The 21,531-nt window shown below is 60.4% G+C and carries 12 protein-coding genes, 2 rRNA genes and 1 pseudogene; 5 read left to right on the plus strand and 10 right to left on the minus strand.

The features are described from left to right. Nucleotides 1-13 precede the first annotated feature (13 nt). The 4 genes and pseudogenes from DM807_RS21650 to DM807_RS21665 all read left to right on the plus strand — a co-directional run. A pseudogene (locus DM807_RS21650) lies at nt 14-181 on the plus strand (cation transporter); the annotation flags it as partial. 96 nt (nt 182-277) lie between these two features. Then, nucleotides 278-622, plus strand: coding sequence for a cupin domain-containing protein (locus DM807_RS21655; protein WP_003258412.1), 345 nt, complete (start codon nt 278-280; stop codon nt 620-622). A 295-nt stretch (nt 623-917) separates the two neighbouring features. Further along, the gene (locus DM807_RS21660) at nt 918-1,406 is read left to right on the plus strand and encodes an Hcp family type VI secretion system effector (RefSeq protein WP_179027901.1); all 489 of its coding nucleotides are present in this window, start codon (nt 918-920) and stop codon (nt 1,404-1,406) included. Nucleotides 1,407-1,416: 10 nt separating this feature from the next. Then, nucleotides 1,417-2,394, plus strand: coding sequence for a hypothetical protein (locus DM807_RS21665; RefSeq protein WP_069942675.1), 978 nt, complete (start codon nt 1,417-1,419; stop codon nt 2,392-2,394). A gap of 480 nt (nt 2,395-2,874) precedes the next feature. Here DM807_RS21665 and mmsB read toward each other — a convergent pair whose 3' ends face one another. Together mmsB and DM807_RS21675 are read right to left on the minus strand one after the other, a co-directional pair. Beyond that, complete coding sequence (gene mmsB / locus DM807_RS21670; RefSeq protein WP_012274200.1) at nt 2,875-3,762, minus strand: 3-hydroxyisobutyrate dehydrogenase; 888 nt, start codon at nt 3,760-3,762, stop codon at nt 2,875-2,877. A gap of 9 nt (nt 3,763-3,771) precedes the next feature. Continuing rightward, entirely contained in the window at nt 3,772-5,298 is a 1,527-nt protein-coding gene (locus DM807_RS21675) for a CoA-acylating methylmalonate-semialdehyde dehydrogenase (RefSeq protein ID WP_012274201.1), read from the minus strand. 132 nt (nt 5,299-5,430) lie between these two features. On the opposite strand from DM807_RS21675, the gene DM807_RS21680 reads away from it, so the two are divergent. Next, nucleotides 5,431-6,381, plus strand: coding sequence for a LysR family transcriptional regulator (locus tag DM807_RS21680; RefSeq protein WP_012274202.1), 951 nt, complete (start codon nt 5,431-5,433; stop codon nt 6,379-6,381). Between the two features lie 31 nt (nt 6,382-6,412). Here DM807_RS21680 and yfiB read toward each other — a convergent pair whose 3' ends face one another. The 8 genes from yfiB to DM807_RS21720 all read right to left on the minus strand — a co-directional run bounded on the left by yfiB (nt 6,413) and on the right by DM807_RS21720 (nt 21,339). Beyond that, on the minus strand, nt 6,413-6,904 hold the full coding sequence (gene yfiB, locus DM807_RS21685; protein ID WP_060494114.1) for an outer membrane lipoprotein YfiB: 492 nt from the start codon (nt 6,902-6,904) through the stop codon (nt 6,413-6,415). Nucleotides 6,905-6,908: 4 nt separating this feature from the next. Then, entirely contained in the window at nt 6,909-8,180 is a 1,272-nt protein-coding gene (dgcN, locus tag DM807_RS21690; protein ID WP_012274204.1) for a diguanylate cyclase DgcN/YfiN, read from the minus strand. Beyond that, complete coding sequence (yfiR, locus tag DM807_RS21695) at nt 8,177-8,743, minus strand: regulatory sequestration protein YfiR (protein ID WP_060515374.1); 567 nt, start codon at nt 8,741-8,743, stop codon at nt 8,177-8,179. The genes dgcN and yfiR overlap by 4 nt, the downstream gene beginning before the upstream one ends. A gap of 80 nt (nt 8,744-8,823) precedes the next feature. Continuing rightward, entirely contained in the window at nt 8,824-10,899 is a 2,076-nt protein-coding gene (gene recD / locus DM807_RS21700) for an exodeoxyribonuclease V subunit alpha (protein WP_179027902.1), read from the minus strand. Continuing rightward, on the minus strand, nt 10,896-14,570 hold the full coding sequence (gene recB, locus DM807_RS21705) for an exodeoxyribonuclease V subunit beta (RefSeq protein ID WP_179027903.1): 3,675 nt from the start codon (nt 14,568-14,570) through the stop codon (nt 10,896-10,898). Before recB ends, recD begins: the two co-directional genes overlap by 4 nt. Next, nucleotides 14,567-18,046: an exodeoxyribonuclease V subunit gamma gene (recC, locus tag DM807_RS21710; RefSeq protein ID WP_071984687.1), complete on the minus strand. Its 3,480-nt coding sequence runs from the start codon at nt 18,044-18,046 to the stop codon at nt 14,567-14,569. The genes recB and recC overlap by 4 nt, the downstream gene beginning before the upstream one ends. A gap of 148 nt (nt 18,047-18,194) precedes the next feature. Further along, nucleotides 18,195-18,310, minus strand: a 5S ribosomal RNA gene (rrf, locus tag DM807_RS21715). Between the two features lie 136 nt (nt 18,311-18,446). Then, nucleotides 18,447-21,339 (minus strand): 23S ribosomal RNA (locus DM807_RS21720). Nucleotides 21,340-21,531 lie beyond the last annotated feature (192 nt).

Raw genomic sequence — 21,531 nt, forward strand, 5'->3', positions numbered from 1 at the left:
AGTGCAGGTAGTGCCGGCCAGCATCACCGACCTGCATGTGTGGCGCGTGGGCAAAGACCAGTACGCCTGCATTCTCGGCTTGGCCAGCCAAGGCGCTCTCAGCGCCGACAGCGTGCGCCAGGCTTTGGGCGTGCACGAAGAACTGGCACACATCACCGTCGAGGTAAACCGCCTGCCATAGCGCGGGCAGGCAGCTGGACGTCGAGCCCAGGCAACTGCGGCTCGGCCGATGGGCCTATGGTGACCCGTCATTCAGCCAGTCACCAGGAGTTGTGCCATGTCCGATTTCATCACCGTCCTGCGCGAAACCTGCCCGACGCCGGTCGTGGACGCCACCAAGTGGAAGCGCATCGGCGGCGATCCGCACACCGTCAACCTCAATGCCTACCTGTCTGCCGACGGCAGCAAGATCATGGGTACCTGGATCTGCACCCCAGGCAAGTTCGAGGTCAACTACGAGAAGTGGGAGTTCTGCCACTTCCTCGATGGCTACTGCATCATCACCCCGGAAGGCGAAGAGCCGAAACACCTGAAAGCGGGTGATGTGTTCGTGATCGAACCTGGGATGAAAGGTACCTGGGAAGTGGTCGAGACCGTGCGCAAGTATTTCGTCTTTGCCTGATCAGAAATTTCCACCCGATATAGGCCCTGTGGAAAACGCTAAATTTCCCACAGGGCCAGAAACACTCTTGAACAATTTGTTTGAACAAGGCAACAAAAGAGCGTGAATTAATCAAAGCATTGAACCACAGTTACATGGCCTTACACATCCCCGCCCATTTCTGTAGTCCTTTTCTGAATCTAATCCCTACCTCTCAATGCGTATTGCCCTCGCACTCACTCAGTCCTAGTCTGCACTGACCGCCCCGATTTGTGGGTAGCATTGTCCAATCAAAAGTTGCCAGGGAGAGGTAGACATGGCTTTCGATGCATATATTCAGATTGACCGCATTCCAGGCGAAGCACTGGACGAAAAATACAGTCAATGGATTGAAGTACTTAGCTATGACTTTGGGGTCAGTCAAAGTACATCCGCCACTGCAAGCTCGGCTGGTGGTGCCACATCCGGCCGAACCTCCGTCACCAACTTCACATTCACCAAATACCTCGACAGTGCCAGCTGCAAGCTGATGGAGGCCAGTTGTACAGGGCAGCATCTCAAAGCGGTGAAGCTGGCACTCTGTCGCGCCGGCGGTGACAAGCTCAAGTATTACGAAATCATTCTGGAAGAAGTCATCATTGCCGAGTACTCGCAGAGCGTCGACACCGGTGTACCGCTTGAAGTAGTACAGCTCAACTACGGTCGAATCAATACCACCTACACCCAGCAACGGCGCATCGATGGCGGCGGTGGCGGCAACATCGCCGGCGGCTGGGACCGTATCGGCAATAAAAAATACGCGTGAGGCTCAAGTCATGTCCGAAGCCCGCGCGTTTCTCAACCTCAAGCTGCAAAACTATCATCGGCTAAAATCCGACCTCGCACTGAGCGGCCATGCGCTGGAAAAATTTGATGTTCTAAATTCGCACATTGCCAATACGGTGGTGCGTAGCGGTGAGCTTATCATCATTGGCGACCCCACCACGGCTTCCTGCACCAGCCAGGAAGCCTGGATGATGAGGCAGGCTGCCATTGTGCACATGGGGCTGATGCGCAACGGCCAAGGTGTGGATAACTTCTTTCTGGATAATTTCGAGACTTTGAAAAGCCTGATCGCGCATGCGTCCATGGGCGCTGGAATGGTCAGTGACGGATGGAGCAGGCACCTGAAGGCTATCGAGGTCACCTTGATGGATATCGAGAAGCTACACCAACAGCACCTCGGGTCAGGGGTCATGGCGGCTCGCGATCAGTTCTTTGCAAAGCGTGCCGCCTTGTTCATGAGGCTGGATGAGCAGTTGAACAAGCTGGCTGCTTACGGTTCCGGGCTAAGGAACAATGGTTCGATCAAGAGGAGGCTGGGGATATCCACAAAGAGTTATTTGCACACAGGCGAGATTGCTGGATATGCCAACAAAGTCTCAGGCGTAGCAACGACTGCTAATTTGATCAAGAATGGAACGTATGTAGGGATTGCGTTAGACGTTGCTGCTACGGGGCTGGAGATACATAAAGCCTGCGTACTCGGGCGCGAGGAAGAATGCAGAAAGGCGCATTATGTCGAGGCAAGCTCATTAACCTTGGGGTTAGTAGGTACGGCTGCTGGGGCCGCCAGTGGCAAATATCTTCTTGGTGCTGTTTGCAGCGTGGTGTTTGGCGTAGCCTCAGGGGGAACTGGAGCACTCGCTTGCGCGATATTTGGCGGTACCATAGGAGGAATCGCAGGCGGAAAACTGGGGAGTGAGACAGGAGCAAAAGTTGGGGAAATTCTATATGAAACAGTAACAAAATGACAATTGTGCACTTTATTTTTTTAGCATGCATCTTGACTGTAACAATCTTAATATTTTTGAACTTTGCAATAATGGTATATGTCGCCCATCGCAAAATCGATTACATCGAAAGCCTTTTGTTAAACTGCGCTTCAATAAGCGGCGAAAAAAAACTATGGCTACATGCCGGACTACTTGGAAAGGTGCTTCGCCTTTCCAACATTTCATTCATGCTGCTCACTCCAAAAATTTTCGCGCGCAAAAACCTAATAGACATAAAGGAAATAAACAATCTACCTTCGGAAATCAAGACCCCCCTCATCATCATCGGCGCTGTGCAATTAATATTAACCATTGCATTTTTTGGATTATGCATTCTCACACATTACTTACCCCCCTTGTCCAAATAATGCTCAAAAAACATCGCAGTACCGGGTCCCTTCCCTCTGGTGCGCAGTTACAGAGGAAAGGCCGCCCGGCCCGCGATGAAGTCCTCGCTTGTCAATCCTTCTTGCGATACCCCTCGACGATGGCCGAGAAATCCTTGCCCCCTTCGCCGCGCAGGCTCATGGCCTGATACAGCTGCTGGGCCACAGCCCCGAGGATCACCGGCTGGTGAGCCTGGCGTGCCGCTTCGGTAGCCAGCCCCAGGTCCTTGAGCATCAGTTCGGCGCCAAAGCCACCGGTGTAGCCACGCGATGCCGGCGCGGTTTCAATGATACCCGGCCACGGGTTGTAGGTGTCCGAGCTCCAGCAACGCCCGGTCGAGCTGTTGATGATGCCGGCCAGCACCTTGGTGTCGATACCCAACGCGTTGCCCAGGGCCATGGCCTCGGACACGCCGATCATCGAAATACCCAGCAGCAGGTTGTTGCAGATCTTGGCAATCTGCCCGGTGCCGACTTCCCCGCAGTGCACGATGTTGCGGCCCATCTGCTCGAGTACCGGCTTGAGGCTGGCGAACAGCTCGGCACTGGCGCCGACCATGAAGGTCAGGGTGCCAGCCGCCGCGCCGCCAGTACCACCGGACACCGGCGCGTCACCCATGTCCACACCTTTGCCCGCTGCGGCCTTGGACACATCACGGGCGGTCTGCGGGTCGATGGTGCTGCAGTCAACGGTCGGCGTGCCGGGACGAATACCGGCCAACACGCCGTCCTCGTTCAAGTACACGCTGCGCACGTGGGCTGCGGCCGGCAGCATGGTGATCACCAGTTCGCTGTTGGCTGCCGCGTCCTTGGGCGACGGGCTGATCTGCCCGCCCAGTTCTGCCAACTCGGCCAGCACGGCCTTGTTCAGGTCGAACAGGTTCAGCTGGTGCCCGGCTTTGATCAGGTTGCGGGCCATGGGCGCGCCCATGTTGCCCAGGCCGATGAATGCGATACGCATGACTTCTCCTTAGCGCAGGCTGATGGTGGTGTTCACACCGTCGTTGACGCTGTCGTCATCGAACCAGCGGGCAGTGACGGTCTTGGTCTGAGTGTAGAACTGCACCACTTGCTTGCCGTACGGGCCGAGGTCGCCGAGCTTGGAGCCACGTGAGCCGGTAAAGCTGAAGAACGGTACCGGTACCGGAATCGGGATGTTGATGCCGACCTGGCCGATATCGATTTCGCTCTGGAACTTGCGTGCTGCCGCGCCGCTTTGAGTAAACAGGCCGGTGCCGTTGCCGAACGGGTTGGCGTTGACCAGGGCGATGGCCTCGTCGAGGGTATCGACTTCCAGGGTCACCAGCACCGGGCCGAAGATTTCCTGGGTATACACCTGCATATCGGTCTTCACGCCCGAGAACAGGGTCGGGCCAACGAAGTTACCTTGCTCGTAACCCGGCACCTTGACGTCGCGGCCGTCCAGCTCAAGTTTGGCGCCTTCCTTGATACCGCTTTCGATCAGGCCCAGGACGCGCTCCTTGGCGCGCTTGGAAACCACCGGGCCAACGTCGGTGCCTGGCTCACAGCCGGCATTGACCTTGAGCTTGCTGGCGGCTGCCTTGATATCTGGCAGCCATTCGCGGGCCTTGCCCACCAGCACCGCCACCGAGGTGGCCATGCAGCGTTGGCCCGCCGCACCAAAGGCAGCACCTACCAAAGCATTGATGGTTTGCGTGCGGTTGGCATCGGGCAGCACCACCGCATGGTTCTTGGCGCCCATCATCGACTGCACGCGCTTGCCGTGTTGGCTACCGAGGTTGTAAACGTGGGTGCCGACTTCGGTTGAGCCGACGAAGGAAATCGCCTTGATGTCCTGATGGGTGCAAATGGCATCCACCACCTGCTTGCCGCCGTGCACCACGTTCAGCACACCGGCCGGCACACCGGCTTCCAGCGCCAGCTCCACCAGCAGCATGGTCGACAGCGGGTCTTGTTCGGAAGGTTTGAGCACGAAGGTGTTGCCGCAGACGATGGCCATGGGGAACATCCACAGCGGGATCATCGCCGGGAAGTTGAACGGGGTGATGCCGGCGCACACACCGATCGGCTGGCGCAGGGTGTAGGTGTCGACACCGCTTGCGACGTTTTCGGCAAATTCGCCCATCTGCAGGGTGCCGATGGAGGCGGCGTGCTCGACCACTTCCAGGCCGCGGAAAATATCGCCTTCAGCATCGGCCAGGGTTTTGCCTTGTTCGGCACTGAGCACCTGGGCAATGCGTTTGGTGTGTTCGCGGATCAGCGCCTGCAGCTTGAGCATGATGCGCATGCGCGCGCCGATCGGGGTGTCGCGCCAGGTCTGGAAGGCTCGGTGGGCCGCGGCCACGGCAGCGTCGACTTCCTCGACGGTGGCGAACGGTACGCGCGCCAGCACTTCCTGGCTGGCCGGGTTGACGATGTCGCGCCATTCGGTGGTTTTGGACTCGACCCACTGGCCGTCAATCAGCAGCTTCACCTGCTCGACCTTGGTGCTGTTAGGGGATTGCGGTGCGTTCATCTGCGTTCTCCTTGGAATTATTGTCGGGACGAGATCGCCAGCGCCGGGCAAACGCGAGGTGGCGTCCTGAGGCTTGTTTCGAGTATAGATGTGCAAACATCCAACAAGAACGCACAAAAAAACCGGATCATCATGCAAAAAGACCTCACATCCCTGAGCGCGCTCAACTGGGACGATTTGAAGTTCTTCCTTGAAGTGGCCCGCACCCGCAAGGCCAGCAGTGCCGCCAAACGGCTGAGTGTGGATTACACCACCGTGTCGCGGCGCATCAGCTCGCTGGAGGGCGCGCTGGGTACCTTGCTGTTCGAAAAGTCGCGGACCAACGGCTTTGTGTTGACCGCCGAGGGCCAGCGCTTGCTGGGTTATGCCGAATCGATCGAGAGCACGCTGCACATGGCCTGCGAGCAGGTGTCCGGGTCGGGTGTGGCGTTGTCGGGGCATGTGCGCATGGGCTGCACCGAGGGCTTTGGCAGCTTCTTCATCACCCCGCAGCTCAGCCATTTCGTCGATGCCTACCCGGCGATTTCGGTGGACATCCTGCCGCTGCCGCACTTCATCAGCCTGTCCAAACGCGAGGCGGACATCGTCATCGCGCTGGAGCGGCCGGAGCATGGGCCTTATGTGTGCTGCAAACTGTGCGACTACCGCTTGCGGCTGTATGCGACCCAAGACTACCTGGACAACCACGCGCCGATCCGCCAGGTGGCGGACTTGGCCAAACATCCGTTCATCAGTTACGTGGATGACCTGGCGTTCAGCTCCGAGCTGCTGTACCTGGCCAACCTCATCCCCAGCGCCAGCGCGCATTTGCGCAGCACCAGCGTGATCGCGCAGTACACCGCAGCGTTGCAGGGGCGAGGGTTGGCGATCTTGCCGTGCTTCCTCGCCGCGCAGGACCCTCGGCTGGTGACGGTGTTACCGGAGGAGATCGAGGTGACGCGCCAGTTCTGGATGTACTGCCGGGAGGACTTGAGAAAGTTGAAGCGGATTACCCTGTTGTGGGATTACATCCGAGGTGTGACGGAGACGAATGCGCCGTTGCTGATGGGTGACACACGCCAGATGCGCTTTGCTCAGGAATGATGGGGTTGCTGTGCAACCCCAAACCCTCCCGTCAGTAAGACGCCACCACGATAGACACGCGCCGGTTCTCGGTGCGCCCGGCACTGGTGCGGTTGTCCGCCACCGGCTGGGTACTGCCCAGGCCACGGCTCTGGATGTTCTGCGGCTGCATGCCGACCCCGACCAGCGCCTTGGTCACGCTCTGGGCGCGGCGTTCGGACAATTGCTGGTTATACGCCGCCTTGCCCGAGGCGTCGGCGTGCCCGTCCACCCGCACGCCCTGGATGCCAACGCTGAGCAGTGCCTTGCCAATGCGCTCGACAATCGCCTGGCTCTGGCCGTTGAGGCTGTCCAGGTCACTGCCGAACAGCACCTTGCCAGACAAGTCGTACGCCCAGCCTTCGTCGGTCGGGGTAAAGCCCTCGCGCTTGAGCACGGCAATCTGTTCGGGGGTAAGGCCCTTGGGAGGGGCGGTCTGGCAGCCAGTCAGTGCCAGCACGGCGAGCAACAAGGCCCACAGCGGGAAACGTAAAGCCTGTATCACGGGTTCAGCTCCTGTTCTTGATTTCGTTGGCGGACCGTTCCGTCTGCGCCACTTGCCAATGGCCACGGCGTTTACGCTTGGCCTGGTACATCGCCGCATCGGCGGCATTGAGAAGACTGGCGGGGTCAGCGCCGTCATCCGGGTAATAGGCAATACCGACACTCAGTGAGGTGGCGATACTGCGGCCACTGTCCAGCTGCACCGGCAGCTTCATGCTGGCAACGATCTTCTCGGCGATGTGTTCGGCGTCCTTGCGCGACTGCAAAGGTGTCAGCAGCACGGCGAACTCATCACCGCCCAGGCGCGCCACCAGGTCGTGTTCGCGCAACTGGGCGCGTACGCGGTCGGCCACGCTGATCAGAACCTCGTCGCCTACGGCATGGCCGAGGGTGTCGTTGATTTGCTTGAAGTGATCGCTGTCGAGGAACAGCAAGGCCAAGTGGTCCTGCTGCCGTGCAGCATTGCGCACGCTGCGGCTCAGGCGCCCCTCGAAGAAGGCCCGGTTGGGCAGGCCAGTCAGGCTATCGTGGCTGGCCTGGTGGGCCAGGCTCTGGTTTTCACTCTGCAGGTGGCTGTGCCACACCTCCAGTTCGTCCAGCAGGGCATTGAAGTCGTTACCCAGCTCGTTGAGCTCGGCAATCGGCGCTTCCGGCACACGCCGGTCGAAGCTGCGCTCGCGGCGGGCGGCGTGGGCGACACTGGCCAGGCCACGCAGCGGGCGGGTGATATCGCTGAGCAGGCGCCGCGACAGGTACTGGGCAGCCAAGGCGCTGAGGATGGTGCAGAACAGGATGCCGGCCAGACCGCTGAGCAGGAACAGCAACAGGCTACGGCCCTGGCCGACCAGTTCGATATGCCCGACCTGTTGTTGCTGGTGCAGGATCGGCAGGTTGACCGGCTCATCCAGCAACGCGGTGGCAACCTGCACTTCCAGTTGCGCGAGCATGTCGGTGTCGCCGCGTTGCCAGTGCGCCAACAGCTCGCCTTCGTCGTTGAAGACCTTGGCCTCGGCCACTTCCTCGGTACTGGCGATCAGCGCCAGCGATTCATTGGCGGCGGCGCTGTCATCGAACACCACCGCTGCCTCTACGGTGTAATTGATCGAGCGGGCAATCAGCTGCAGGTTTTGGTTGGCGTAGACACGCAGGGCGAGCACGCCCAGCAGGGTCAAGGAAATACCCGCCAGGCCCACGGCAAGCAAGGCGACGCTGAGGTGGCCACGGCCCAGCACCGAGCGCAGGGTGGGGCGCACGCTACGCTTGCGGGTCGGTTTCATGGCTGCACCGCCCGGCGCCGCGACAATTGCAACACACTGGGATGAATACGCACGCCAGAGCGCGCCACTGAGTCGAGGTTGACATCAAAGGCCACCTGCTGGTCGCTGACCCGCAGGCAGAACAGGCTGCCGACCGTGCAGGGGTCATCCGCCTCGCTGATGCTCAACACCGGATGGCCGCTGACACGCTGGAACAGCTGGTCGCGCTGGCCCTGGTCGAGCTTGCCGATATAGATGGCATCGCAGGCCTGGGCGACCTGGGTATCTTCTGCCAACAGGCGCCGCACCTGCAGGGGGCGACCGGATTCCTGGACATGGCCTTTGATCAGGTCATCGGCGTATTCGGTCGGACCGACCAGGCACAAGCGCAAGGGTGAGGGTTCTATAGGCCAGCGGGCGTAGCTGAAGATACCCAATACGACCTGGGTGACTGCCTGGGCGCGTTGTTGAGCCCGAGCGGCGGTTGTGGCGGAGTCTGCCTGGGCAGGGCCTGTGTAAAGGAACAGGGCGGCCAGCAATAGCGAAAGCGCACAGCTTGTCACTCGCCTTGCGGCCACGTGCATGTGGGGAGTCTCTTAAAATCCTTTCTCGAATTGGCGCAACGATAGCACAAGGCCGCTCCTACAAGGGACCGCGTTCGGTATCAGACTTGTTCCAGCATCAACCCTGAAATACGCCGCACCTTGCGCGCCACCGCTTCTTCAAAAATGCCCTGCCGAGGCTCGACCAGGCTGAAGCAGTGCTTGGCGCGGGTGATGCCGGTGTACACCAGTTCCTTGGTCAGCACCGGGTTGAGCGCATCCGGTAGCACCAGCGCCGTGTGGCTGAACTCCGAGCCCTGGGACTTGTGCACGGTCATGGCGAACACCGTTTCCACTTCGTTGAGCCGGCTGGGCAGGACGAAACGCACGCCGCCACTGCCATCGTTACGCGGGAAGGCCACGCGCAGCAGCGGCTCACCGCGCTCATCCGGCAAGTGCAGGGCGATGCCGATGTCACCGTTCATCAGGCCCAGGCCGTAATCGTTGCGGGTCACCAGTACCGGGCGCCCTTCGTACCAGTGCTGCTGGCTGTCGATCAAGCCAGCATTGTGCAGCACCCGCGCCACCCGCTCGTTCAGGCCTTCGACGCCCCAGGCGCCACGACGCACTGCGCACAGCAACTGGAAGTCCTCGAAGCTGTGCAGCACCTTGCCGGCCCATTGCTCCCACGCGGGGTCGTCAGCAGCGGTTTCGAGTGCTGGCCGATAGCGGCCAAGGGTACGCAGGTAGCTGCGGTAGCCTTGCGGGCCGTCGCTGCCGCGGTTGAGGCCATCGAGCAACAGGCGGTCGAAAGCACGGTCCTGCTCGTGCTTGAGTGCCAGGCTGTGCACGTCGGCGGGTGGCGTGGCCAGCAAGTTGCGCGCCGCATGGGAGTCCTGCCGGTTGACCAGCCGGGCCAGTTGGCCAATGCCGCTGCCCTCACCGAAGCGTCGCGAAAAACGCAGCATCACCACTTGCTGGGCCAGTGGATTGCGCTGTTCGTCGCCAGCCTTGAGGCCACTGCCGGCCAGTGACTCGCCACTGATCTGTTCCAGCCATGCTGCGGTCGCCGGCGAGTAATAGCCCTCTTCGGCATCCCGGCACAAGTCGCCCAGCACCGCGCCGGCTTCCACCGACGCCAACTGGTCCTTGTCGCCCAGTAGCACCAGGCGTGCCCGAGGCGGCAAGGCATCGAGCAGGTTGGCCATCATTTCCAGGTCGATCATCGATGCTTCGTCGACCACCAGCACATCCAATGGTAACGGGTTGCCAGCATGGTGGCGGAAGTGCCGGGAGCCCGGGCGGCTACCGAGCAGACGATGCACGGTGCTGACTTCTGTGGGAATGTGCCCACGCACTTCGGCGCGGACCTGCAGGCGCTCGACCTGCTGGCCAATGGATTCGGTGAGGCGCGCAGCGGCCTTGCCGGTCGGCGCGGCCAAGCGGATGCGCAGCGGCCTGCCCTGCTCCACTGCCGGCCCTTGCAGCAAGGCCAGCAGGCGCACCACAGTGGTGGTCTTGCCCGTGCCGGGGCCACCCGTGATGATGCTGAAACCGGCACGGGTGGCCAGCGCGCAAGCGAGCTTCTGCCAGTCTACCTGGCCAGCTGGCGCACCACCGTCGAACAGCTGAGCCAGGCGACCGGTCAGGTCGGTCAGCGGCGCTTCGGCCTGGGTCAGGCGCTGGCGCAGGGTATGGTCGATACGCCGTTCATAGCTCCAGTAGCGACGCAGGTACAGACGCTGGCCGCTGAGCACCAGTGGCCGCGCTTGCTGGCCTGGGCTATCGCCCTCGGCCACCAGCGCGCTGGCAGCGATGCGCTGGCGCCAGGCATTCAAATCGAGGTTAGCCAGCAGTTGCGAGGGAAGCAGCAAGGGGCCTGTCAGCGCATCGCCTTCCGGCGGCAACGACAGGGCGAAATCAGGCTCGGCCAAGGTCTGTTGCAGGTCGAGGCAGACATGCCCGTGCCCCAGTTGATGACTGGCCAGCGCCGCCGCCAGCAATAACAAGGGATCACTGCCGGGAGCGCGCTCTTCCAGGAACGACACGAATGCGCGGTCCAGCGCGCGCAGCCAGCCCCGTTCTACCCAGCGGTCGAGCAGTTGCAGCAGGTCACCGCTGTCATGCTGTGGTGCCAGCGCCAGCAGGTGCTCAGCGTGCAACGGCGTGGGCAACAGGTCGACAAGGCTTCGGCTCATTTCACGGCTCCGGCAAACAGGTCCTGCTGTACGGGTGGGTGCTCGCCACGGAACAGCGCATCGAGGCTTTCGATCAGCTCACGCGGTGGCTTGGCGTGATACACGCCATGGCCGCTGCTGCTGGCACCACGCAGGAAGATGAACAGGGCACCGCCAACATGGCGGTCGTAATCGTAGTCCGGCAGGCGGGCACGCAACTGCCGGTGCAGGGCCAGCAGGTACAGCACGTACTGCAGGTCGTAGCGGTGCTCGATAATGGCCTTTTCCATGGTTTGGGTGTCGTAGGCCTGGATGTCCGGGCCCAGCCAGTTGGACTTGTAGTCGGTGACGTAGTAACGCCCGTCCAGCTCGAAGGCCAGGTCGATGAACCCTTTGAACATGCCGTTGAGCACGGTCGGCTGCGCCGCCGGGCGCGCCAGGCCGGGGTGGGTGTGGCGTGCGACAAGGCGGTCGAGTTGTTCAGCATCGACCTGGTGGCTGGCGAACCAGAACTCCATTTCGATCTGGTAATGATGCAACTGGCCCAGCATTACGCTTTGGTCGCTGCCTGGCAGCGGTAACGCCTCGCCCAGCAAGCGTTGCATCCACTGGCTCAGGGTGGGGATCCAGCCGGTCCAGTCGCGACGGTTGCAGCGCTGGCCAACGGTGCGCTCAATCAGCTGTGGGTTGCCGCTGACCTGGCTAAAGCCTTCACGACCCGCCCATTCCAGCAAGCCATGCAAGAAGGTGCCAGGGTTTGGCCCCCGCGGGAAACAGTGGATATCGCCGCTGTCGGCCGGGACCTCGCGCAACACCTGGGCATCGACCGCCTCGTCATCCAGCAGTTGCTGGGCCTGTGAGCTGTCGGCACCGAGGGTCTGGTCGCCTACGCGCAGGGCGCTGTAAGAAGCGATCCACCAGTGCTCGGCGGCCGCGCGGCGGGGCTTGCGTGCGGGCAGCAGCTCACGCTCGGCGTGCGGCACGCGATACGCCTGCTCATTGGCCTGCGGCAGGCCCGGGCAGGTAATGTGCGGGCATGTAGACGCCAACGCCTGCAACCAGTCCGTCAGCTGCTGCGAGCCTGTCAGGGCAAGGCCGCCACCCAGCAGGTAACCCAATGCCGATCGGTGCAGCTGCGAACTCTTCTGGTTGCCACGCTTGAGGTCGGCGACCCCCAACCAGCACGCATGCTGGGCGCGGGTCAGGGCCACATAGAGCAGGCGCAGGTCTTCGGCCAGGCGCTCGTCGTCAGCGCGCTCGATCTGTTCCTGATCCGGGGTGAGGGTGAGGTGGGCGTTACCTTCGCTGTCATGCCAGGCCAGCGGCAGGCGGCTGCCGTCCACCGGCTTGCTGGTGCAGATGAACGGCAGGTAAACCAAGGGATACTCCAGGCCCTTGGACTTGTGGATGGTCACGACTTTGACCAACTGTTCGTCGCTTTCCAGGCGCAGGATCTGCTCTTCACCGGCCTGCCCGGAATTGGCGAGGTGCTCGGCCAGGTGGCGGATCAATGCCTGTTCGCCGTCCAGCTCACCAGCAGCCTGCTGCAGCAATTCGGCCAGGTGCAGCAGGTTGGTCAGTACCCGCTCGCCATCGCTGCGGCGGATCAGCGTGCGCGGCAGCTGGAAGTCATGCAGCAGGTGCCGCAGCATGGGCAACACGCCCTGGCGTTGCCAGGTATCGCGATAATGGCGAAAACGCATGACCCAGCCTTCCCAGACCCGCTCGTCCTGGTTCAGCTGGTCCAGCGCGGCCAATGACAGGCCCAGTGTAAGGCTGGCCAGTGCGGCCTTGAGCAGGCGCTCGGAGTCGGGCTCGGCGCAGGCCTTGAGCCAGGCCAGCAGGTCGTGGGCTTCCTGGGCGGCGAACACCGAGTCCTTGTCGGACAGGTACACACTGCGTACATCGCGCGCGGCCAGCTCGGCGCGGACCACCTGCGCTTCGTGGCCATCACGCACCAGGATGGCGATGTCCGAGGGCAGGCAGGGACGCAACTCGCCTTCGGCATTCTGGAAGCCTGCCGTGCCTTGCTGGCCACCATTGAGCAGCGCGACGATATGGCTGGCGCAGCTGGCTGCCAGCTGCTGGCGGTAGACACTGCTGGAAACCGGCTCTTCGCTTTCCAGTTGCCAGCACTGCAGGGCTGCACTGGTTTCGCCGTCAATCAGCAACTGTTCGCCACGGCCCTTCGCGCGCACCTCGATGAACGGCAGCGGGTTGTCATCCGCCGCGCGGAACAGGAATGCTCCCCGCCCCGTTTCACGCACTTCGGCCTGCAGGAACACCTGGTTGACCGCCGCGACCATGGCCTTGCTGGACCGGTAGTTGGTGTCCAGGCTGTGCAGGCGGTCGCGGGTGGCGCGCCGTGCAGCGAGGTAGGTGTAGATGTCGGCACCACGGAAGGCGTAGATCGCCTGCTTGGGGTCTCCGATCATGAACAGGCCAGTGTCTGCGCGGTTTTCGCTGATCTGATAGATGCGCTCGAAAATGCCGTACTGAACCGGGTCGGTATCCTGGAATTCGTCGATCAGCGCTACCGGGAACTGCTCGCGGATCAAACCGGCCAAGCGCTCGCCGGCCTCGCTGGCCAAGGCGTGCTGCAGGCGCACGAGCATGTCGTCGAAGCCCATTTCCGCGCGCCGGCGCTTCTCTACTTCGAAACGTGCCGATACCCAGCTGGCAGCATGCTCAAGCAAGGGCGCATCCGGGCTGTCCAAGGCCTGCAATTGTTGCTGCAAGCTCTGCATGGCGTTGAGGCCGGGGTGCTCAGGCGGTTCACCCTTCCAGGCCTCGGCCATGCCCGCCGGGGTCAGGCGGGTAAAACCCGTGCCCAAGTCGAGGTCAACCAGCTGTTCATCACCCGCCCAGGCACAGAGCTTGTCGAACCAGGGCTCGAAGTAACGGGCCTGCATCTTGCGGCCGTCGACCTGCTTGGCGGCCAGCGCATCGCGGCAGATTTGCCGCAGTTGCTCGGCCCACTGCGCCCATGGCGCCTTGAGCCGGGCCAGCTGCTCGCCACGTTGCTGCAGCGATGCCTGGATCAATGCTGCCGGCTCTGGCCCATCCTGCTGAGCACGCACGCGGCCAAACAGTGGGCGAATGCGCGGCAGCAAAGCGTCGGGGCTGCCCCAGTTGCCGCGTACCCAGGCCAGTGCATCGCCTTGCATGCCGTAGCAAAAACGCCGCCAGTAATCGCGCATGACCTGGCCCAGCAACTCGCTGTGGTCGGTTTCCAGGGTCTGGGTGAACAGGCTGCCGCTGTCGAAGGCATGCTCGCGCAGCATGCGCTGACACCAGCCATGGATGGTCGATACCGCAGCTTCGTCCATCCACTGCACGGCGATTTCCAAGCGGCCGGCACAACGCGGCCAGGCTTCTTGCGGGTAATCGTCACGCAATTGGTGCAACAGCGGGTCGGCGCCTACCAGTTCGCCACGGAAGAACCGTGCAGCCTCAGCCAGGCGGGCGCGGATACGTTCGCGCAGCTCTTTGGTGGCAGCGTCGGTGAAGGTCACCACGAGTATCTGCGGTGGCAGCAACTCGCGGTCGAAGCCTTGTTCTCCACCGTGGCCAAGGATCAGGCGCAGGTACAGCGCCGAAATGGTGAAGGTCTTGCCCGTGCCGGCGCTGGCCTCGATCAGCTGGCTGCCGTGCAGGGGGAAACTCAGTGCCAGGGGACGGTCCTGGGTCATGCGCCTTTCTCCGGGTTGCCCAGGGTCTGCCAAGGGGCGGTGAACAACGGGCGGTACAAGGTTTCGCACCAGCCTTCAAAGGTTTCGTCAGCCGTCAGTGCAGCAAAGTCGCGGAACTGGCGGGCCAGAGCGATGCTCTCACTTCGCTCGCCAAAGCTGGTGCGCTCGTCGCCTTCATAGGCACGGGCTGCGGCGGCCAAAGCCTTGTCGGCGTCGTCCTGGGCCAGCCAGGCGAACGCGGTCTTGGCCGCGACGGGCAGCGGCGCATTCATCGCCGCCTGACGGGCCACCAGCAGGTCGCCCAACAGCTGAGCAGCCTGTGCTTGCGGTAGCGGTGCAAGTAACAGGGTCAGGTCGCTGGCTACCAGTGCACTGTTGTAGGGATAGCCGGCCGCACAGGCGGCCAGGTGCGTAACCCAAGGTGCGATCAGACGATGCCACTTGAGGTTGTTGCGCCCGGCGCTGATTGTGTTGGGTACCGTGGTGATGCTGAGCAGGCTCTGGTCCTGAGCCTGGAACACCCGGCCCAACCAGCCTTCGAGACGGTGCTGAGCGTGCTCGAAATGCACCGGCAAAGCGCCCTCGACCAGCTGAGGCCAGCGTTGCAGCAGCTGTTGGTGACGTTGCAACAAATCGGGTAGCGGTTCGATCAACTCGCTTTGCAGCGATTCTCCGAAACCGGCCAGCGGCAGCAAACCGCAGGCCTGTAGGCGCCGGGCCTGGGCACGCAAGGCCTGTTCGGCATTGTCCGGCTCGGCCAAGGCTGCGCCAAGCAGGCTTTCACTGGCGCCATAGCGTTGCAGCGTATCGAGGACGAAGGGTTCTTCGTCCGGGGTTGGTGCTTCCAGCGCTTCAAAGTACACCTTCAAGCGCTGGCTGAAAAAGTGCCGTACCGGATGGCGCAGAAAGTCATTCAGTTGGGTCAGGCTCAGGGCTTCATCACCTAGGTATGGCGGCAGGCCGGGCTCGCCCTGTTCATCTGTCTCGCCATGCTGGTGCAGCAGTTGCCATTCATGGGCAAAGCTGAACAACGGGCTGCCTTTCTGGAAGTAGCGTGCGCTGAACGGCTGCAAGGGATGCTCCTGAGTCAGAGCGTGCAGCAGTTGCTCGCCCGGTTCGGCTGGCTGCCCCTGCTGCATGCCGGCCAGATGCCATCCCGTGGCGATGTGATCGCGCAACTGGCCGATCAGTACCGAGGCCGGGCGTTCGCTATTGTCACGGATACTGCGCCCGACCCAACTGACATACAGCTGGTCGCGTGCCGACAACAGCGCCTCCAGCAGCAGGTAACGGTCGTCTTCGCGGCGAGAGCGGTCACCGGGGCGGTAGTCGCTGGCCATCAAGTCGAAGTCCAGCGGTTGCTGGGCGCGCGGGTAGTCGCCATCGTTCATGCCCAGCAGGCAAACCACCCGGAACGGGATGGCGCGCATGGGCATCAGGGTGCAGAAGTTCACCGAGCCGGCTAAGAAGCGCTGTGACAGCTTGCCCTGATCGAGGCCCGACAGCCAGGCTTCACGCACCACGGTCAGCGGCAACGGGTCTTGCAGGCCAACGGTCTCGCACACTTCAAGCCAGCTATCGCGCAGATCTTGCAGTTGCATCAGCAGGTACTCGTCACGCTCGCCCTCGGCCAGGAAAAACACCTGTAGCAAAGCATGCAGGCGCTCGCCCCACTGCGTGACGGTGGCGGGCTCGGACAAGGCCTGACAGGCGACTTCGAGCGCATCGAGCAGCGCGACCAGTGGGCCGATCAATGCAGCGTCCAGGCCACCGATTTCATCGTAGGGTTCAATGCCGTCACAGGCCACGCCCACACCCACTGCATAGCCCAGCAGCATACGCCGCAGGCCGAAGCGCCAACTGTTCTGTTCGAGCCCGGCGGGCAAACCAAGACTGGCCCGCTGCTCGGCGTTGAGGCCCCAGCGGATGCCGGCCCCCTCGATCCAGCGGTGTAGCGTGGGCAGGTCGTTTTCGCGAATGCCAAAGCGAGCGCGCACTGCCGGCACGTCCAGCAGGTCGAGCACTTCGCTGACCGCGAAACGGCTGTCTGGCAGTTTGAGCAAGTGCTCAAGAGCGATCAGCAAAGGTTCGCGGCCGCGCTGGCCCTGGTCGGTCAGGGTGAACGGAATGTAGCGCGGGTCGTTGCGCTGCAACTGGCCAAAGACAGCGCGGATGTGCGGCGCGTAAGTGTCGATGGCCGGTAGCATGACGATCACGTCACGCGGGCGCAAAGTTGCGTCGGCGCTGAAGCGGGCCAACAGTTGGTCGTGGAGGATTTCCACTTCACGTTGCGGGCTATGGGCGATGTGGAAGCGGATCGAGCGATCCTTTGCAGTGTCCACGGGCGGCCACAGCTCACGGGTTTCGGTGAGCGGGCGCAACTCCAGGATGTCGTCCTGCAGTTGATTGAGCAGCGTGGTGGGCGAACCGTCGCTGAACAGGTCGATGCGGCCATCGCTGAACACGCCCTGGTAGCTGCCCGGGTCGTCGTAGCTGTCGAGCAGGTTGATGTAGTCGCGGCCTTGTTTGCCCCAGGCGGCCAGCAACGGATGGGCATGCTGGTGCAACGACTGGTCATCCAGTTGCAGGGGCATGCCCTGCTTGCGTTGCTGGCGTTTGTACTGGTGGCGTAACAGGTCCTTGTCGGCAACGATGTCGGCCCAGTGGTGGCGGCATGGGTTATGAACGCACAACAGCACCTGGCTGAAACGCGCCAGACCGGCCAGTGCTTCCAGGGCCTGGGCGGGTAGTGAGGAGATGCCAAACACGATCACCCGCGGTGGCAGCCCTGCAGGTGCCTGCTCCAGGCTGTTGATCCGCTCGATGAAGCGTTGGTGAACCCCGGCACGGCTCTGCGCCATACCCTGCTCGCCAACATCTTCCAGTAATGCTCGCCACAACTCGGCTTGCCAACGGTTGCCCGGCGGCAGCGCTTTGCGCTCGCCACGGGCGGTGTTGAGGACATGCTCGCCTGCGGCCCAGTCCTTGAGCCAGTCGGCGCGGTAGACCTGGTACTGGTCGAATAGGTCCGCTAGCCGTTCGGCTAGCTGGTAGCGCTTGCGCAGGTCGCTGTCGTCGGTAAGGAAGCGCCGCAGCGGCTCGAAATGGGGGCGTTCGATCAGGGCGGGTAACAGGCGCATCAGGCGCCAAGTGAGTGGGGCCTTGTCGAGCAGGGAAACTTCCGGAATTTCGTCACGGCCCAGCACGCTGCGGTATAGCTGCCACATGAAGCTACCGGGTAGTTGCACATCGATTGCGGCGGCGATGCCACAGCCGCCCAGGTCATCTTCCAGCGGGTCTTCGGCCAGGGCCAACTTGAGCCATTGGGCGATGCCATTGCTTTGCACCAAGGCTATTTCGTTTTCCAGCGGCGCCAGGGGATAGCGACGCATCCAGCTCACTACCAGGCTGCGCAGGTCGTCGAGGCGGTTGCCGTGGACGATCATGAAGCCGGGGTGGAGAGTGGTAGTAGCCATAGTGCATTCCCTGGGAGCGGTTGATTCCGGTGCAAAACCATATCACGAGGCATGCCTTGGACCATGGCATGCGTGGAGACAAATCTTTTTCTGGCCCCAAAGACAAAACCCCTACCTGCATGCGCAGATAGGGGTTTTGCGAAATAAATCTTGACGATGACCTACTCTCACATGGGGAAACCCCACACTACCATCGGCGATGCATCGTTTCACTGCTGAGTTCGGGATGGGATCAGGTGGTTCCAATGCTCTATGGTCGTCAAGAAATTCTGTAGCCAGAATGTCCAGATGGACAGCCCAGCGAATTCGGATATGTGATTGTGTGGTTCGTTGCGAACTTTCGGTTCGTATCATCTTCACCACCGCAATTTGGCTGACGCGCAAATTGCTTGGGTGTTATATGGTCAAGCCTCACGGGCAATTAGTATTGGTTAGCTCAACGCCTCACAGCGCTTACACACCCAACCTATCAACGTCGTAGTCTTCGACGGCCCTTTAGGGGATTCAAGATCCCAGTGAGATCTCATCTTGAGGCAAGTTTCCCGCTTAGATGCTTTCAGCGGTTATCTCTTCCGAACATAGCTACCCGGCAATGCCACTGGCGTGACAACCGGAACACCAGAGGTTCGTCCACTCCGGTCCTCTCGTACTAGGAGCAGCCCCTCTCAAATCTCAAACGTCCACGGCAGATAGGGACCGAACTGTCTCACGACGTTCTAAACCCAGCTCGCGTACCACTTTAAATGGCGAACAGCCATACCCTTGGGACCGGCTTCAGCCCCAGGATGTGATGAGCCGACATCGAGGTGCCAAACACCGCCGTCGATATGAACTCTTGGGCGGTATCAGCCTGTTATCCCCGGAGTACCTTTTATCCGTTGAGCGATGGCCCTTCCATACAGAACCACCGGATCACTAAGACCTACTTTCGTACCTGCTCGACGTGTGTGTCTCGCAGTCAAGCGCGCTTTTGCCTTTATACTCTACGACCGATTTCCGACCGGTCTGAGCGCACCTTCGTACTCCTCCGTTACTCTTTGGGAGGAGACCGCCCCAGTCAAACTACCCACCATACACTGTCCTCGATCCGGATAACGGACCTGAGTTAGAACCTCAAAGTTGCCAGGGTGGTATTTCAAGGATGGCTCCATGAGAACTGGCGTCCCCACTTCAAAGCCTCCCACCTATCCTACACAAGCAAATTCAAAGTCCAGTGCAAAGCTATAGTAAAGGTTCACGGGGTCTTTCCGTCTAGCCGCGGATACACTGCATCTTCACAGCGATTTCAATTTCACTGAGTCTCGGGTGGAGACAGCGCCGCCATCGTTACGCCATTCGTGCAGGTCGGAACTTACCCGACAAGGAATTTCGCTACCTTAGGACCGTTATAGTTACGGCCGCCGTTTACCGGGGCTTCGATCAAGAGCTTCGCTTGCGCTAACCCCATCAATTAACCTTCCGGCACCGGGCAGGCGTCACACCCTATACGTCCACTTTCGTGTTTGCAGAGTGCTGTGTTTTTAATAAACAGTCGCAGCGGCCTGGTATCTTCGACCGGCATGGGCTTACGGAGCAAGTCCTTAACCCTCGCCGGCGCACCTTCTCCCGAAGTTACGGTGCCATTTTGCCTAGTTCCTTCACCCGAGTTCTCTCAAGCGCCTTGGTATTCTCTACCTAACCACCTGTGTCGGTTTGGGGTACGGTTCCCAGTTATCTGAAGCTTAGGAGCTTTTCTTGGAAGCATGGTATCAACCACTTCGTCGCCTAAAGGCAACTCGTCATCAGCTCTCGGCCTTGAAATCCCGGATTTGCCTAAGATTCCAGCCTACCACCTTAAACCTGGACAACCAACGCCAGGCTGGCCTAACCTTCTCCGTCCCTCCATCGCAATAACTGGAAGTACAGGAATATTAACCTGTTTTCCATCGACTACGCTTTTCAGCCTCGCCTTAGGGACCGACTAACCCTGCGTCGATTAACGTTGCGCAGGAAACCTTGGTCTTTCGGCGTGCGAGTTTTTCACTCGCATTGTCGTTACTCATGTCAGCATTCGCACTTCTGATACCTCCAGCAAGCTTCTCAACTCACCTTCACAGGCTTACAGAACGCTCCTCTACCGCATCACCAAAAGGTGATACCCGTAGCTTCGGTGCATGGTTTGAGCCCCGTTACATCTTCCGCGCAGGCCGACTCGACTAGTGAGCTATTACGCTTTCTTTAAAGGGTGGCTGCTTCTAAGCCAACCTCCTAGCTGTCTAAGCCTTCCCACATCGTTTCCCACTTAACCATGACTTTGGGACCTTAGCTGACGGTCTGGGTTGTTTCCCTTTTCACGACGGACGTTAGCACCCGCCGTGTGTCTCCCATGCTCGGCACTTGTAGGTATTCGGAGTTTGCATCGGTTTGGTAAGTCGGGATGACCCCCTAGCCGAAACAGTGCTCTACCCCCTACAGTGATACATGAGGCGCTACCTAAATAGCTTTCGAGGAGAACCAGCTATCTCCGAGCTTGATTAGCCTTTCACTCCGATCCACAGGTCATCCGCTAACTTTTCAACGGTAGTCGGTTCGGTCCTCCAGTCAGTGTTACCTAACCTTCAACCTGCCCATGGATAGATCGCCCGGTTTCGGGTCTATACCCAGCGACTAAACGCCCTATTAAGACTCGCTTTCGCTACGCCTCCCCTATTCGGTTAAGCTCGCCACTGAATATAAGTCGCTGACCCATTATACAAAAGGTACGCAGTCACCTAACAAAGTAGGCTCCCACTGCTTGTACGCATACGGTTTCAGGTTCTATTTCACTCCCCTCTCCGGGGTTCTTTTCGCCTTTCCCTCACGGTACTGGTTCACTATCGGTCAGTCAGTAGTATTTAGCCTTGGAGGATGGTCCCCCCATATTCAGACAAAGTTTCTCGTGCTCCGTCCTACTCGATTTCATTGATAAGAGATTTTCGTGTACGGGGCTATCACCCACTATGGCCGCACTTTCCAGAGCGTTCCACTAATCTCAAACCAACTTAAGGGCTGGTCCCCGTTCGCTCGCCACTACTAAGGGAATCTCGGTTGATTTCTTTTCCTCAGGGTACTTAGATGTTTCAGTTCCCCTGGTTCGCCTCTTGCACCTATGTATTCAGTACAAGATAACCAGCTTATGCTGGCTGGGTTCCCCCATTCAGAGATCTCTGGATCACAGTCTGTTTGCCGACTCCCCAAAGCTTATCGCAGGCTACCACGTCTTTCATCGCCTCTGACTGCCAAGGCATCCACCGTATGCGCTTCTTCACTTGACCATATAACCCCAAGCAATCTGGTTATACTGTGAAGACGACATTCGCCGAAAATTCGCACGTCGCTCTTTCGAGCAGAACTCACAAATTTTACCTTAGCCTGATTAACCAGCAGTGAAACTGGCCATCAGTCTATTTCTATCACATATCCGAATTTTTAAAGAACGATCTGACAAAAGTCAGAAATCAACATTC

Origin of the sequence: Pseudomonas hunanensis (assembly GCF_013393325.1) — a bacterium.
Taxonomy (GTDB): domain Bacteria; phylum Pseudomonadota; class Gammaproteobacteria; order Pseudomonadales; family Pseudomonadaceae; genus Aquipseudomonas; species Aquipseudomonas putida_P.

What these genes read in the sequence shown, in the direction of transcription:
- DM807_RS21655 (WP_003258412.1), top strand. Translation starts at nt 278, where the DNA reads ATGTCCGATTTCATCACCGTCCTGCGCGAAACCTGCCCGACGCCGGTC.
- DM807_RS21660 (WP_179027901.1), top strand. Translation starts at nt 918, where the DNA reads ATGGCTTTCGATGCATATATTCAGATTGACCGCATTCCAGGCGAAGCA.
- DM807_RS21665 (WP_069942675.1), top strand. Translation starts at nt 1,417, where the DNA reads ATGTCCGAAGCCCGCGCGTTTCTCAACCTCAAGCTGCAAAACTATCAT.
- mmsB (WP_012274200.1), bottom strand. Translation starts at nt 3,762, where the DNA reads ATGCGTATCGCATTCATCGGCCTGGGCAACATGGGCGCGCCCATGGCC.
- DM807_RS21675 (WP_012274201.1), bottom strand. Translation starts at nt 5,298, where the DNA reads ATGAACGCACCGCAATCCCCTAACAGCACCAAGGTCGAGCAGGTGAAG.
- DM807_RS21680 (WP_012274202.1), top strand. Translation starts at nt 5,431, where the DNA reads ATGCAAAAAGACCTCACATCCCTGAGCGCGCTCAACTGGGACGATTTG.
- dgcN (WP_012274204.1), bottom strand. Translation starts at nt 8,180, where the DNA reads ATGAAACCGACCCGCAAGCGTAGCGTGCGCCCCACCCTGCGCTCGGTG.
- yfiR (WP_060515374.1), bottom strand. Translation starts at nt 8,743, where the DNA reads ATGCACGTGGCCGCAAGGCGAGTGACAAGCTGTGCGCTTTCGCTATTG.
- recD (WP_179027902.1), bottom strand. Translation starts at nt 10,899, where the DNA reads ATGAGCCGAAGCCTTGTCGACCTGTTGCCCACGCCGTTGCACGCTGAG.
- recB (WP_179027903.1), bottom strand. Translation starts at nt 14,570, where the DNA reads ATGACCCAGGACCGTCCCCTGGCACTGAGTTTCCCCCTGCACGGCAGC.
- recC (WP_071984687.1), bottom strand. Translation starts at nt 18,046, where the DNA reads ATGGCTACTACCACTCTCCACCCCGGCTTCATGATCGTCCACGGCAAC.